This is a genomic window from Microbacterium sp. H37-C3, from assembly GCF_027157935.1.
GTDB classification, from domain to species: Bacteria; Actinomycetota; Actinomycetes; order Actinomycetales; family Microbacteriaceae; genus Microbacterium; species Microbacterium plantarum.
Window position 1 is genome coordinate 640332 of the sequence record NZ_JAPVLR010000001.1, and the last position, 14057, is coordinate 654388.

At 69.5% G+C, this 14057-nt stretch carries 13 protein-coding genes; 3 read left to right on the forward strand and 10 right to left on the reverse strand.

Translation table 11 applies throughout. The features are described from left to right. Nucleotides 1-29: 29 nt before the first annotated feature. Both O1W71_RS03225 and O1W71_RS03230 read right to left on the reverse strand, forming a co-directional pair. Nucleotides 30-1547: a tetratricopeptide repeat protein gene (locus tag O1W71_RS03225; protein ID WP_269266509.1), complete on the reverse strand. Its 1518-nt coding sequence runs from the start codon at nt 1545-1547 to the stop codon at nt 30-32. Between the two features lie 3 nt (nt 1548-1550). Next, nucleotides 1551-2876: a replication-associated recombination protein A gene (locus O1W71_RS03230; protein WP_269266510.1), complete on the reverse strand. Its 1326-nt coding sequence runs from the start codon at nt 2874-2876 to the stop codon at nt 1551-1553. A 99-nt stretch (nt 2877-2975) separates the two neighbouring features. On the opposite strand from O1W71_RS03230, the gene O1W71_RS03235 reads away from it, so the two are divergent. The 3 genes from O1W71_RS03235 (at nt 2976) to O1W71_RS03245 (ending at nt 5275) form a co-directional block, all read left to right on the forward strand. Next, nucleotides 2976-3290, forward strand: coding sequence for a dioxygenase (locus O1W71_RS03235; protein WP_269266511.1), 315 nt, complete (start codon nt 2976-2978; stop codon nt 3288-3290). 68 nt (nt 3291-3358) lie between these two features. Further along, nucleotides 3359-4621 (forward strand): DUF349 domain-containing protein, encoded by a 1263-nt coding sequence (locus O1W71_RS03240; RefSeq protein ID WP_269266512.1) that lies wholly within the window; start codon nt 3359-3361, stop codon nt 4619-4621. Between the two features lie 99 nt (nt 4622-4720). Next, nucleotides 4721-5275: an SAM-dependent methyltransferase gene (locus O1W71_RS03245; RefSeq protein ID WP_269266513.1), complete on the forward strand. Its 555-nt coding sequence runs from the start codon at nt 4721-4723 to the stop codon at nt 5273-5275. Here O1W71_RS03245 and O1W71_RS03250 read toward each other — a convergent pair. The 8 genes from O1W71_RS03250 to O1W71_RS03285 all read right to left on the reverse strand — a co-directional run bounded on the left by O1W71_RS03250 (nt 5262) and on the right by O1W71_RS03285 (nt 14057). Further along, nucleotides 5262-7514: a RelA/SpoT family protein gene (locus O1W71_RS03250; protein WP_112614264.1), complete on the reverse strand. Its 2253-nt coding sequence runs from the start codon at nt 7512-7514 to the stop codon at nt 5262-5264. The two genes, O1W71_RS03245 and O1W71_RS03250, sit on opposite strands and share 14 nt — an antisense overlap. A gap of 49 nt (nt 7515-7563) precedes the next feature. Next, a complete protein-coding gene (gene secF, locus O1W71_RS03255) occupies nt 7564-8553 on the reverse strand; it encodes a protein translocase subunit SecF (protein ID WP_112614262.1) in 990 nt (329 codons plus the stop codon). Continuing rightward, nucleotides 8553-10268 carry a protein translocase subunit SecD gene (gene secD / locus O1W71_RS03260; RefSeq protein WP_112614229.1) on the reverse strand — a complete coding sequence of 572 codons (1716 nt, stop codon included), beginning with the start codon at nt 10266-10268 and terminating at the stop codon, nt 8553-8555. The genes secF and secD overlap by 1 nt, the downstream gene beginning before the upstream one ends. A 44-nt stretch (nt 10269-10312) precedes the next feature. Further along, a complete protein-coding gene (locus tag O1W71_RS03265) occupies nt 10313-10816 on the reverse strand; it encodes a preprotein translocase subunit YajC (RefSeq protein ID WP_112614227.1) in 504 nt (167 codons plus the stop codon). Nucleotides 10817-10895: 79 nt separating this feature from the next. Next, nucleotides 10896-11921 carry a Holliday junction branch migration DNA helicase RuvB gene (ruvB, locus tag O1W71_RS03270; protein WP_112614224.1) on the reverse strand — a complete coding sequence of 342 codons (1026 nt, stop codon included), beginning with the start codon at nt 11919-11921 and terminating at the stop codon, nt 10896-10898. Beyond that, on the reverse strand, nt 11914-12531 hold the full coding sequence (ruvA, locus tag O1W71_RS03275) for a Holliday junction branch migration protein RuvA (RefSeq protein WP_269266514.1): 618 nt from the start codon (nt 12529-12531) through the stop codon (nt 11914-11916). Before ruvA ends, ruvB begins: the two co-directional genes overlap by 8 nt. Nucleotides 12532-12601: 70 nt before the next feature. Then, on the reverse strand, nt 12602-13171 hold the full coding sequence (ruvC, locus tag O1W71_RS03280; protein WP_269266515.1) for a crossover junction endodeoxyribonuclease RuvC: 570 nt from the start codon (nt 13169-13171) through the stop codon (nt 12602-12604). Nucleotides 13172-13295: 124 nt separating this feature from the next. After that, nucleotides 13296-14057: a YebC/PmpR family DNA-binding transcriptional regulator gene (locus O1W71_RS03285; protein ID WP_112614218.1), complete on the reverse strand. Its 762-nt coding sequence runs from the start codon at nt 14055-14057 to the stop codon at nt 13296-13298.

Consider the following 14057-nt stretch of genomic DNA (forward strand, 5'->3'; position numbering starts at 1 on the left):
AAAACTGGGCTTCGAGCCGGTCGAGTCTATCAGACGGCGTCCGCGTCGACCGCGGCGGCGAGGTCGAGGACGCCGGCCGGGTAGAACGGGGTCGCATCGCGTCGCAGGTCGTCGATGCGATACCAGCCGACGGAGGTGTCTCCGTCGAGCACAGGGAGCCGTTCCCCGAGGGGCAGTGCCTCGAGCGTGGCGCTGCGGACGGCGAAGACATGCGCGATCTCGTGCCCGCTCTTGCGACCGTCGTCGAAGATGTTCTCGCTCACGGTGAGCAGCGTGAGTTCGTCGACGCCGGCGGCGAGCTCCTCGCGCAGCTCGCGCTGCATGGCGGCCGCCGCGGTCTCGCCGAACTCCACGCCGCCGCCGGGTGCTCGCAGGAACGGGCCCTCGCCCGGCCCGCCGGGGTACTCCTCGGCGAGGACATACCCGTCGGCGACGATGACGGCCACCGAGATGACCCGGATACGGCGCGGCGAGGCGAGGTCGGCCGCGTACGCCTCCACCGAACGACGGTAGGCCGGGAGGTGGGGCGCGAGCGCCTGCAGAGCCGTCCGGAGTGCGGGCGCGGGTTTCTGATCGCTGAACAGCGCCAGCGCCTCGAACGCCCGGGCGGCGTCGACGAGCGGATCGGTGTCGGGAAAGCGGTGCAGCAGCGCGAGAGCGCCCGAGGGATCGCCGACGTTGCGCAGCGAGCTCGCCAGTTGGATGACGCACGCCGAGCGTCGATCTCCGGCCAGGCCCTCATCGAGCGCCGACCGGTACAGCGGGATCGCCTCCGCTTCCTCGCCGAGGAAGTCGTGCAGCGAGGCGCGCTCGTAGCTGCGCACCGCCTCGGCCGAGTCCGCGGCGAGCTGGTCGAGCTCGGCCCACAGGGCGGCGGCGTTCTTCCCGTCGGCGGCATCCCAGAACGCGTCGAACGGATCGGCACCGGCCGTCGTGTCGTCGTCGGCGGGGAACGTCGCGAGAAGCTCCCGCACGCGAGACTGCAGACCGCGGAGTGCGGGGTCGACGCCCCGACTCGCCGCGAAGCGGATGAGCCCCCGCAGGGCGGGCCCGCCGTCGCTGGTCTCGCCGGCAGTCAGGTGATCGATGAGGTCGGATGCCGCGATCGTCCGCACCCGGCCCGTCTCGTGCTCGCCCCACTCCGGCGCGGCAACGCGCAGACAGTCGGCGGCGATGACCACGTGCCGTCGTCGCCGGGCGTTCGCGGCGGCCCACTCGCCGCCGGCGTCGAAGACGGCGCCGGCACGATACCCGGTCTCCTCCAGCAGCTCTCGCACGCCCGCCGCCACAGCGTCCTCGCCGGGATCGATCAGCCCGCCGGGCAGCTCGCCCAGCACGCGCTGGGGGCCGACGCGGTACTGATCGAACAGTACGACGGTGTCGTCGGGCGTGACCGCGACCACCGTGACGGTGTCGCCGACCTCGACGACATCCCAGTCGCTCTCACTGCCGTCGGGCAGCAGGTAGCGGTCGCGGCGCACGCGCACGTAGCCGTCGAAGGCGGGCGACGAGCCCAGCAGCGTCCACGCGGGTACGGGATCGTCCACGGCTCAGTCCCCCAGGATCTTCCGCAGCTTCTCGACCCGCGCGCCGATCTCGCGCTCGACACCGCGATTCGTCGGCTCGTAGTACCGCTTGCCACGCAATTCGTCGGGGAGGTACTGCTGCGTCGCGACGCCGACCTCGAGGTCGTGCGGATAGACGTACCCCTTGCCGTGCCCCAGCCGCTTCGCGCCGGCATAGTGAGCATCGCGCAGATGTTTGGGCACGCGACCGAACCCGCCGGCGCGGACATCGGAGATGGCCGCGTTGATCGCGTTGTAGGCGGCGTTCGACTTGGCGGTGGTCGCGAGATACGCCGTGGCCTCGGCGAGCGGGATGCGGCCTTCCGGCATTCCGATGAAAGCGACCGCGTCGGCGGCGGCAACGGCGATCGTGAGAGCCTGCGGATCGGCGAGGCCGATGTCCTCAGAGGCTGAGATGACCAGGCGCCGCGCGATGAACCGAGGATCTTCGCCCGCCTCGATCATCCGAGCCAGGTAGTGCATGGCGGCATCGACATCCGATCCGCGGATCGACTTGATGAACGCGCTGATGACGTCGTAGTGCTCGTCGCCCTGCCTGTCGTACCGGAGCAATGCACGGTCGACCGCCTGAGCCACGTGGTCAGCGGCGATGACCGGCGCCTCGTCGTCATCGCCGGGCTCGGCCATCGTCGCGGCGGCTTCGAGCGACGTCAGCGCGCGTCGGGCATCGCCGGAGGCCAGCCGGATCAGCGCCGTCCGCGCATCGTCGGCCAGGACGACCGAGCCGGCGAGTCCGCGGGCGTCCGCGACGGCGCGGTCGATGAGCCCGCCGAGGTCGTCGTCACTGAGCGGCTGGAGGGTGAGCAGCAGCGAGCGGGACAGCAGGGGCGCGACGACGGAGAACGACGGGTTCTCGGTCGTCGCGGCGATGAGCAGGACCCAGCCGTTCTCGACGCCCGGCAGCAGAGCATCCTGCTGCGCCTTCGTGAAGCGGTGGATCTCGTCGAGGAACAGGATCGTCGAGATGCCGTAGAGGTCGCGCTGCGTCATCGCCTCTTGCATGACCTCGCGCACGTCCTTCACGCCGGCCGTGACCGCCGACAGCTCGACGAAACGGCGGCCCGACGAGCGGGCGATCGCCTGCGCGAGCGTGGTCTTGCCGGTGCCGGGCGGCCCCCACAGGATGACGGATACCGCTCCCGCCCGGTTGCCGTCGGGCGACGCGAGGGCGACCAGGGGCGAGCCGGGCCGCAGCAGATGACTTTGGCCGGCGACCTCGTCGAGCGACGTGGGGCGCATCCGCACCGCGAGCGGCGTCTGCCCGGAGAAGAGCGCGCTCGAATCGGTCATCCTCTCAGGCTACTCGCGCGCGCGGACACCAGGATTTTGTCGCGGCGCAGACCCGCGCCATAGGCTTGAGCGGCCCGCAACGGGCACGAAGGAGGCAACGTGGCAGGTCGCGGCAGGAACCGGGACGATCGCGCGGCGCACGAACGCGCCCGTCTCTATGCGGCCCGGCGCGAGTACCACGACGGCCTCGCACGGCGCCGGTCGCGCGACAACGTCATCGCCGCCGTCGCCGGCGGCGTGCTGATCCTCGCCGCTATCGGCGCTCAGGTCGCATACTTCACCGCAGGTCCCGGAGCGCCCGCGCCCGCGGAGAGTCCGGCGCCATCTCCCACGGAGACCTTGTCACCCACGCCGACGCCGACACAGACCCCGACACCGGCGGATTCCACTCCGACAACGATCCCGTCGCCCTGACGCCCTCCGTACTAGGCTGTCCCCCGACCTGACCCCCATGCGGCGCGAGCCGCGACGAGGTGCCTTCCGTGACTTCCACCCCTGACTCCACGACCACCCCCGCCGACGACGCCCCGTGGGGTCGCGTCGATGACGACGGCACCGTCTCGGTGCGCGAGGGGGCCGAATGGCGCGTCGTCGGCCAGTACCCCGACGGCACGCCGGAAGAGGCGCTCGCCTACTTCCAGCGCAAGTTCTCCGACCTCGCCGGCGAAGTGACGCTCATCGAGGTCCGTCACCGCCGCGGCGGATCGTCAGCCTCCGACCTGCGCTCGACCGTGAGCACGCTCCGTTCCCGCATCGCGGGGGCTGCGGCCGTCGGCAACCTGGCCGCTCTGGAGGCGCGCCTGGTCGCGCTGGAGGGCGAGCTCGACGCCGCCTCCGAGTCCGAGGCGGCGGAGGCCAAGCAGGCGCTCGACGCCGCGATCGCCGAGCGTACGGCGCTCGTCGAGGCGATCGAGGCGATCGCCTCGCGCGATCCGAAGTCGATCCAGTGGAAGCAGACCTCCGCAGAGGTCACCGACCTCTTCGACCGCTGGCAGCGCCATCAGGCCGACGGCCCGCGTCTCCCCCGCGGCACCGGCCAGCAGCTCTGGAAGCGATTCCGCGACGCCCGATCGACCATCGACAAGCACCGTCGTGAGTTCTACGCCAGCCTCGACGAGACGCACAAGAGCGCGCGCGACGCGAAGCAGCGCCTCATCGAGCGGGCCGAGGCCCTCGCTCCCCGCGGCGAGGACGGCATCGGCGCCTATCGCGATCTGCTCGAGCAGTGGAAGCAGTCGGGCCGCGCGGGCAAGAAGGCCGACGACGCGCTCTGGGCACGGTTCAAGGCCGCAGGCGACGCGCTCTACGGTGCCCGAGCGGAGCGCGAGCAGGCTGACGCCGAGGCCTCGCAGGAGAAGATCGTCGCGAAGCGCGCTCTGCTCGACGAGGCCGCCGCCGTGACCGCAGAGAAGGACACCGCTGCCGCCCGGGCGCTGCTCACGGGCATTCAGCGTCGTTGGGACGAGATCGGTCGCATCTTCCCCCGTGACAAGGAGCGCGCCCTCGACGACGAGCTCCGCAAGATCGAGCAGTCCGTGCGTGCGCGCGAGGACGCCGACTGGAAGAACAACAACCCCGAGACGAAGGCGCGCCAGGGCGACATGCTGTCGCAGCTGCACGACGCGATCGCGAAGCTCGAAGCCGAAGTCGCCGACGCGGAGGCGTCGGGCGACAAACGCGCCATCGCACAGGCCAAAGAGGCCCTCAGCGCCCGGAAGGCCTGGCTCAGCGCTCTCGGCGGCTGACTCTCTCCCCGCGAACGCGAACGGTCTGTGGAGGCCATGCTGTCCACAGACCGTTCGGCTCTCTCCGCGCGGTTCGGACGCACCCGCCAGACTGACGGAATGATCTGGCCGTTCGTCTACACCCCGGGTACCCGGCTCTCCCTGGCCGAGCTGGCTGCTGCACGTCTCGACGGTGACGTCGTCGAGGTCGGCGAATCATTCATGCCTGCGGACGTCGTCGAAGGACCCGAGATCCGGGCCGCATCGCTGCGCCCCCTCGTCGCGCCGGGCCTGGCCCTGACGCACGAATCGGCTGCCTGGGTCCACGGCGCGCTCGCCGACCCCCCGGTGCGGCACAGCGTGCAGCGCTGCACCGAGCGACGCCGGAACCACGTGCTCGATCATCGGCTGCACTACCGCGACCTTCAGCTTCCGGCGCGAGAGACCGTGCATCTGGGCGGGATGCCTGTGTCGAGCCGCGTCCGGACCCTGTGCGACCTGTTGCGCGCCGATGCCGCCGCCAGCGACGCGCCACGCGCCGGCGCCGTCGCGATGATCGCCGCGTTCCCCGGCATCCTCGACGAGGCACATCGGTCGTTGGCGTCGAGCGGCCCCCTGCCGTTCAAACGGCAGGCCCTGGCCTGGCTGGAGCGCCCGCCGGTCAGGACGACGTGACGCGGTACACGTCGTAGACCGCGTCGATGCGCCGCACCGCGTTCAGCACGCGGTCGAGGTGGACGGTGTCGCCCATCTCGAACACGAACCTGCTGAGTGCGAGCCGATCGTTGTTGGTCTGCACCGACGCGGAGAGGATGTTGACGTGGTGCTCGCTGAGCACGCGCGTGACGTCGCTGAGGAGCCCGGCACGGTCGAGCGCTTCCACCTGGATCTGGACCAGGAAGAGACTCTTCGTCGTCGGCGCCCACGACACCTCGATGAGTCGTTCCGGATCGCGCATGAGCGACTCGACGTTCGTGCAGTCGGAGCGGTGCACCGACACGCCGCTCCCGCGGGTGACGAAGCCGACGATCTCATCACCCGGAACCGGCGTGCAGCACTTCGCGAGCTTCACGAGGATGTCGGGCGCACCGCGGACGAGAACACCCGAGTCGCTGTCGCGCTTCTGGCGCGACCGTCCCACAGCCGGCAGCTGGATCGGTCCGGTGGAGGTGTCCTCCTCTGCCCGGACGAGCGCGGTGACTTTCTCGATCACCGACTGCGTCGAGACGTGCCCCTCGCCCACAGCCGCGTAGAGCGCAGTGACGTCCTCGTAGCGCAGCTGGTGCGCCACTTCCGTGAACGCGTCCTGCCCCATGAGGCGCTGGAGCGGCAGGTTCTGACGTCGCATCGCCCGAGCGATCGCGTCCTTGCCCTGCTCGACGGCCTCTTCGCGCCGCTCCTTCGTGAACCAGCCGCGGATCTTGTTGCGGGCCCGCGTGCTCTTGACGAATGTCAGCCAGTCCTGGCTCGGGCCGGCGTCGGGGTTCTTCGAGGTGAACACCTCGACGACATCGCCGCTGGAGAGGGTCGACTCGAGCGGCACGAGACGCCCGTTCACCTTCGCACCCATCGTGCGGTGGCCGATCTCGGTGTGCACGGCGTAGGCGAAGTCGACCGGGGTGGCCCCCGCCGGCAGGCCGATGACCCGCCCCTTCGGGGTGAAGACGTAGACCTCCTTCGCGCCGATCTCGAATCGGAGCGAGTCGAGGAACTCCCCCGGGTCGGCCGTCTCGGCCTGCCAGTCGGAGATGTGGGCGAGCCACGCCATGTCGTTGTCGATAGCCTTGGCGTCGGCCTTGCCGCCCGCCATCCGCTCCTTGTACTTCCAGTGCGCCGCGACACCGAACTCGGCCTGCTGGTGCATCTCGTGGGTGCGGATCTGGATCTCGACCGTGCGACCACCCGGACCGATCACGGTGGTGTGAAGCGACTGATACAGGTTGAACTTCGGAGTCGCGATGTAATCCTTGAACCGCCCGGGCAACGGCGTCCACCGCGCGTGGATCGAGCCGAGTACGGCGTAGCAGTCGCGGACGGTCGTCACCAGCACACGGATGCCGATGAGGTCGTAGATGTCGTCGAACTCGCGCCCACGCACCACCATCTTCTGGTAGACGGAGTAGAGCTGCTTCGGCCGTCCCATGACGCGACCGCGGATGCGGAGCTCACGGAGATCCGTCTCGACGGCGTCGATGACGGTCTGCAGGTACTGCTCGCGCTGCGGGGTGCGCTGGGTGACGAGGCTGTCGATCTCGGCGTAGAGCTTCGGATGCAGGACCGCGAAGGAGAGGTCTTCGAGCTCGCTCTTGATGGCCTGGATACCCAGCCGGTGCGCGAGCGGCGCGTAGATCTCGAGGGTCTCGGTCGCCTTCTTCGCCGCTTTCTCCGGCGGCACGAAGCCCCAGGTACGCGCGTTGTGCAGCCGGTCGGCCAGTTTGATCAGCAGCACGCGGATGTCGCGCGACATCGCGACGATCATCTTGCGCACGGTCTCGGCCTGCGCGGCGTCGCCGTACTTGACCTTATCGAGCTTCGTGACACCGTCGACGAGCATGGCGACCTCGTCGCCGAACTCCGCCGTCAGCTGGTCCAGACCGTACGAGGTGTCCTCTACGGTGTCGTGCAGCAGCGCGGCCGCGATGGCCCTCGGGCCGAGGCCGAGCTCGGCGAGGATCTGGGCTACGGCGAGCGGATGCGTGATGTACGGCTCGCCGCTCTGACGCTTCTGCTGCGCGTGCGCCCGTGACGCCGTCTGATAAGCGCGATCGATGATCGCGATGTCGCCCTTGGGGTGATGTGCGCGCACCGTCCGGACGAGCTGCTCCAGCCCCTCCCGCGGCGCAGCGCGGGAGAAGATCCGAGGAACGAGACGCCGGAGCGAGCTCTGGGCAGGGGGCGGGGTGATCTCGGTCATACCCTCACCTCCGCCATGCAGACATCGATTCTACGCGCCCTCGCGGCGCTCAGGCCTCGACCGAAGCACGCTCGCGCGACTCGAGAACCCGGGTGTCGTTCGCCTTGATAGCGGGCTCGTTCTCGCGCAGCAGGGCGAACAGCGGCACCGCGACGAACAGCGTCGAGTAGGCGGCGACGAGCGTTCCGACGAAGATCGACAGCGAGATGTCGGTGAGGGTCTGAGCACCCAGCCAGAGCGCACCGATGAAGAGGATCGCACCGGTCGGAAGGGCCGCAACGATCGTCGTGTTGATCGAGCGCACGAGCGTCTGGTTGGCCGCAAGGTTGACCGACTCGCCGAACGTCCGCCCCGACTTCTCGCCGTCTTCGAACGTGTTCTCGCGGACCTTGTCGAACACGACCGTGGTGTCGTACAGCGAGTAGGACAGGATCGTGAGGAAGCCGATGACCGCCGCGGGAGAGATCTCGAACCCGAAGAGCGAGTAGACGCCCACGGTCACGACGAGCACGTCGACCAGGCCGATGATGGCGGCGACGGACATCTTCCAGGTGCGGAAGTACAGCGCCAGGATCAGGAACGTCAGCGCGAGGAAGATCGCCAGGCCCCACAGCGACTGTCGGGTGACGTCCTGGCCCCAGCTCGGCCCGATGAACGATGAGCTCACCTCGGCGGCCGGGACGTCGTACGCCTCGGCCAGTCGCGCCGTGACGTCGCGGGTCTCGGCGTCGGACATCTGGTCGGTCTGCACGCGCACAGCGTCCTCGCCGATCGTCGTCACCTTCGTCGTCGCGCCGGGCACGACCTCCTGCACCGCGTCGGTCGCGAGCAGCTGATCGGTGTTCGACACGTTCGTGACGGTGAACTGCGATCCGCCCGTGAACTCGATCGAGAACTGCGGCGGCTTGACCACGAGGACGAGCACCGAGCCCAGCACGAGGGCGGCGGCGATGATGAACCACAGCGTGCGACGGGCGACGAAGGGGAACGAGAGCTTCCCCGTGTAGAGGTCGTTGCCGAACCGATTGAAGAAACGCATCAGTGCTTGTCCCCCGTCGCATCGCGCTGGTCGCCTGCGGCCTGTTCAGCACGCTTGCGCTCCGCGATCGTCTGTCGCCGTTCGGCCTCACCACGCGACTTCGCTGCGCGGCGTCCTGCGGAGGTCTTCGCCGCCGCGGCGACCGGCTCGCGGAACTGCGCCCGTCCGCGGTACACGGCGCCCAGCGCGTCCGGGTCGAGACCCGACAGCTTGTGCCCCGACCCGAAGAACCGCGTGCGCACGAGCAGCTGCAGCACGGGATGCGTGAAGAGGATGAAGATCAGGATGTCGATCGCGGTCGTGAGCCCGAGGGTGAACGCGAAGCCCTTCACCGTCGAGTCGGCCAGGATGTACAGCACGACCGCGGCGAGGATGTTGATCGACTTCGAGATGAAGATGGTCCGCTTGGCGCGGGACCAGCCGTCCTCGACCGCGCTCGTGATCGACTTGCCGTCGCGCAGCTCGTCTCTGATGCGTTCGAAGTAGACGATGAAGGAGTCTGCGGTGAAACCGATGGTCACGATGAGGCCCGCGACACCGGCCAGCGAGAGCCGGAAGCCCATGCGCCAGGCGAGGATCGTGAGCGCCGCGTAGGTGAGCACGGCCATCACCACCAGTGACGCGATGATGACGGTTCCGAGCGCCCGGTATACGACGAGCGAGTACACCGCGACGAGGGCGAGGCCGATGAGGCCGGCGATGAGACCGATCTGCAGCTGCTGGGAGCCGAGGGTCGCGGAGATCGTGTTGGTGCTCTGCACCTCGAAGCTCAGCGGCAGAGCACCGAACTTCAGCTGGTCGGCGAGCACCTTCGAGCTGTCCTGGTCGAACGTGCCCGTGATGGACGGCTTGCCGGTGAGGATGACGGCATCCATGGAGGGCGCCGACAGCACAGCGCCGTCGAGCACGAAGGCGAACTGGTTGAGCGGCGACTGCTGTCCGTAGAGTCGCTGGCTGATCTTGCCGAATGTCTCGGTGCCCTGCTGATCGAACGTGATGTTCACCGCCCAGCGACCGGTGCTCTGCTCGAGACCGTTCGTGGCGTTGTCGATGGACGAGCCGTCGAGCTCGACCGGGCCGAGGATGTACTTCGCGGTCCCGGTGCGGTCGCAGGTGACGAGCGGCTGATCGGCCGGTGCGTCCGCGGGGTCGTTCGCCGGATTCGCGCAGTCGTAGGCGAGGAACTGAGCCTGCAGCGCCTCGGTGATCCACGCCGGGTCGCTGCCGTTGGACGGCGTCGTCGACGGGGTCGCCGGCAGGTTGGGATCGGGAGTCGGGTACGGCGTCTCGTTGCCGTCGTCGCCGACGAAGCTGGTGGCGGGCGAGCCGGTGTAGAGCACCGCGCGCAACTGCAGCTGGGCCGAGGCGTCGATACGCTCACGGGTCTCGTCATCGACCTCGCCCGGAAGCTGAACGACGATCTGGTTGCCGGCCTGCGTGGCGATGTCGGCCTCGACCAGGCCGGATGCGTCGACGCGCTGTCGGATGATGGACGCCGCCTGCTGCATCTGCTCGCTCGAGGGCGCCGCCCCGTCGGACTGCGCCTCGAGGATGATCTGCGTCCCGCCCTGGAGGTCGAGTGCGAGCTCCGGAGCCCACGAACTCGCCTTGAACACATAGACGCCGAGCGCGTTGATACCGAACAGGAGCGCCGTCAGGACCACGAGTCCGGTCAGCGCGCGCCAGGCACGGCGCACAGGTGTGGAAGTCGCCACGGGGAGGTCAGCTTTCGTCGAGCGAGCGCCGGGTCAGCGGCGGGTCAGGCGCGGGGCTTGTCGTCGCGGTCGGCCGCGCCCTCGGAAGCGGCGTCGGCGCGATCCCGCGCGGCGTCGTCGCTGACCGAGGTGATCAGACCCTGCTCGACGTCGGCGACGTACTCGTCGTGGTGCTCCTCGGCCTCGATGTACTCGTCCTCGGTGAGCGTTCCCTCTGCGGGGTCGACCACACGCAGGATCGCCTGGCTGTGCACCTCGACCTCGACGCCGGGCGCGAGCTCGACGCGAGCCGACTTCGAGAGGTCCTCGCCGTCGTACTCGACGATCGTGCCGTAGAAGCCGCCCTGCAGCAGCACCTTCGCTCCGGGAAGCAGCTGACGGGACTTCTCCGCCTGCTCAGCCTTCATCCGCTGCGCGCGACGGCGCTGGCTCCAGAACATGAAGACGATGAGCAGCGCGAGGATGATCAGCAGACCGTACTCGGCGAAGAACTGCACCGCCGGGTTCGCGGGAGGGGCGTCGGCCGGGGTGGTGGCGAAGAAGAGCATGGAGGTGGGAGCACCTTTCACGGGTAGGCACGCGAAGAATGCGCACCCTCGGGATTCGTCGGCGAGAAGCCTTCAGCGATTATAGGTCATCGATCTCGAGCGCCCCGTCGGCGCGGGGAACGCCCAGGTGGCGGTAGGCCGAGGGCATCGCGACGCGGCCGCGCGGCGACCGGCCCACGAACCCGATGCGGACGAGGTACGGCTCGACGACCGACTCGATCGTCTCCGCTTCCTCCCCGACCGTGACCGCGAGGGTGTTGAGCCCGACGGGCCCACCGCCGAATCGGCGCACGAGTGCGTCGAGCACGGCACGGTCGAGCCGATCGAGGCCGATAGCGTCGACGTCGTACAGCTCGAGCGCGGCCGCGACATCCGCCTCCGTCGCACCCGCCGCTGTGTCACCGTGCACCACGACGAAGTCTCGGACGCGGCGCAGCAGGCGGTTCGCGATGCGCGGTGTGCCGCGGGAGCGGCGCGCGATCTCGGCCCGTGCGACGGCCGGGACATCGACGGCGAGGACGCTCGCGGACCGCTGGATCACGCGTTCGAGCTCCTCCGGCTCGTAATACTCCATGTGCGCGGTGAACCCGAACCGGTCGCGAAGCGGGTTGGGCAGGAGGCCCGACCGGGTCGTTGCGCCGACGAGGGTGAACGGGGCCAGCTCGAGAGGGATGCTGGTGGCACCGGCACCCTTGCCGACCATGATGTCGATGCGGAAGTCCTCCATCGCGAGGTACAGCATCTCCTCCGCCGAGCGCGCCATACGGTGGATCTCGTCGATGAAGAGCACCTCGCCGGGCACGAGGCTCGACAGCAGCGCCGCGAGATCGCCCGCGTGCTGGATCGCCGGGCCGCTCGACATCCGCAGCGGCCGGCCGCTCTCGTGGGCGACGATCATCGCGAGCGTCGTCTTCCCGAGACCGGGAGGTCCCGACAGCAGGATGTGGTCGGCTGGACGGTCCTGCATCGCGGCCGCCTGCAGAAGCAGCTCGAGCTGCCCGCGCACCTTCTGCTGTCCGACGAACTCCGCGAGCGAGGTCGGCCGCAGTGCCCCCTCGACGGCCAGCTCGGTCTCGTCGGCGGCGAGCTCGTGCGCGTCAGACACCGGTCTGCTCCGGTCGCGCCGGCCCGAGCTGCGCGAGCGCGAGCTTCAGCAGGGCGGGCACGGTCGCGGGGGCCGCAGCATCCGCCGTGACCTGCGCGACGGCATCCGTCGCCACGCGTTCGCTCCACCCCAGAGCCACGAGCGCTGCGACGACCTGACCCACGAGCGTCCCTCCCCCCGAGGGAGCGGACGCCGGCTGAGCAGACGGCACCGCCTGCAGCTTGCCCGCCAGCTGTACCACGATGAGCTTCGCGGTCTTGGGCCCGATGCCCGACACCCGCCGGAACGGGGCGTCGTCTTCGGCGGTGACCGCCTCGGCGATCTGGGCGACGCTCAATGCCGAGAGCACGCCGAGAGCCGACTTCGGTCCGACACCGGTCACGCCGATGAGCAGCAGGAAGACTCCGAGCTGCTCGCGCGTCTCGAAGCCGAACAGCGAGAGCGCGTCTTCGCGGACGACGAGGTTCGTGTGCAGCACGATCTCATCGCCGACGTGGAACGAGCGCGGGATGTCGGGGGTCACGGCGACCGAGAACCCGACCCCGCCGACGTCGATGACGACGCTGTCGGACTCGAGGTGCAGCACGCTGCCGCGCAGGGAGGAGATCATGATCCGAGCCTAGGCGCCGCTTCGCAGGTATGTTCGAGCGACACGCGTCGCTGACCACCGGGTGGGAGCGTCAGCGCCGGGCCAGGCGCTCGGCGTCCGCCCACGCCCGCTGCGCCGGAGTGAGCGCCGCCGCGCCGGCGGACGACGCCGGGCCGCCGACACCGCGTCGCCACGCATGGCAGATCGCGAGGGCCAGGGCATCAGCGGCATCCGCGGGCCGGGGCAGCGCGTCCAGGCGCAGCACGCGGGCGACCATCGTCTGCACCTGCAGCTTCTCCGCCGAGCCGTAGCCGGTGATCGCCGCCTTGACCTCGGAGGGCGTGTGGGTCGCGGCATCGAGGCCGCTCTCCGCGGCGACGAGCAGCGCGATGCCGCTCGCCTGCGCCGTCCCCATGACGGTGCTCCGGTTGTGCTGAGCGAAGACCCGCTCGACGGCGACGACGTGAGGCTGGTGCTCCGCGATGACCGCACGCAGGCCCGCCGCGATCGTCGCGAGCCGCCGCTCGATCGGCAGCTCGACGTCGGATCTGACGACCCCGACATGCACGAGGGCGGCGGATCGATCGCGGGCGACGTCGACGACGCCGACTCCGCATCGGGTGAGCCCGGGATCGACACCGAGCACGCGCAGAGAGGTCACTCCCCCACGCTACGTCTGCCGCAGCCGAGCGGAGCGGCGACAACCCGCGAAACGCGCAGTTCCCGGCATCCGACGCAGAACGAGGTGCGCGGGATGCCGGGAACTGCGAGCGATGCCCGGACTGTTACTCGTCGTCGCTCTCGAGCTCGGCCTGCACCTCGGGCGTGAGGTCGAAGTTCGTGTAGACGTTCTGCACGTCGTCGCTGTCCTCGAGGGCGTCGATGAGACGGAACACCTTGCGGGCGGTGTCGGCGTCGACCTCCACCTTGAGCGAGGGGACGAACTCGACGTCGGCGGAGTCGTACTCGATGCCGGCGTCCTGCAGGGCGCTGCGCACCGACACGAGGTCGGAGGCCTCGGTGATGACGCCGAAGCCGTCGCCGTGCGGCTCGACCTCCTCCGCCCCCGCCTCGAGGACCGCGAGCATGACGTCGTCTTCGGTCGTGCCCTCGGACGGGACGACGATGACGCCCTTGCGGCTGAAGTTGTAAGCGACGCTGCCCGGGTCGGCCAGCGTTCCGCCGTTGCGACTGAGAGCGGTGCGGACCTCGGCCGCGGCGCGGTTCTTGTTGTCGGTCAGACACTCGATGAGGAACGCGACTCCGTTCGGTCCGTAGCCCTCGTACATGATCGAGGAGTACTCGACGGCCTCGCCGCCGATACCGGCGCCACGCTTGATCGCGCGGTCGATATTGTCTTTCGGGACCGAGGTCTTCTTGGCCTTCAGGACGGCGTCGAAGAGCGTGGGGTTGCCCTGCAGATCGGGGCCGCCCAGCTTCGCGGCGACCTCGATGTTCTTGATGAGCTTGGCCCACGACTTGGCACGGCGCGCGTCGACGACGGCTTTCTTGTGCTTGGTCGTGGCCCATTTGGAGTGACCGGACAT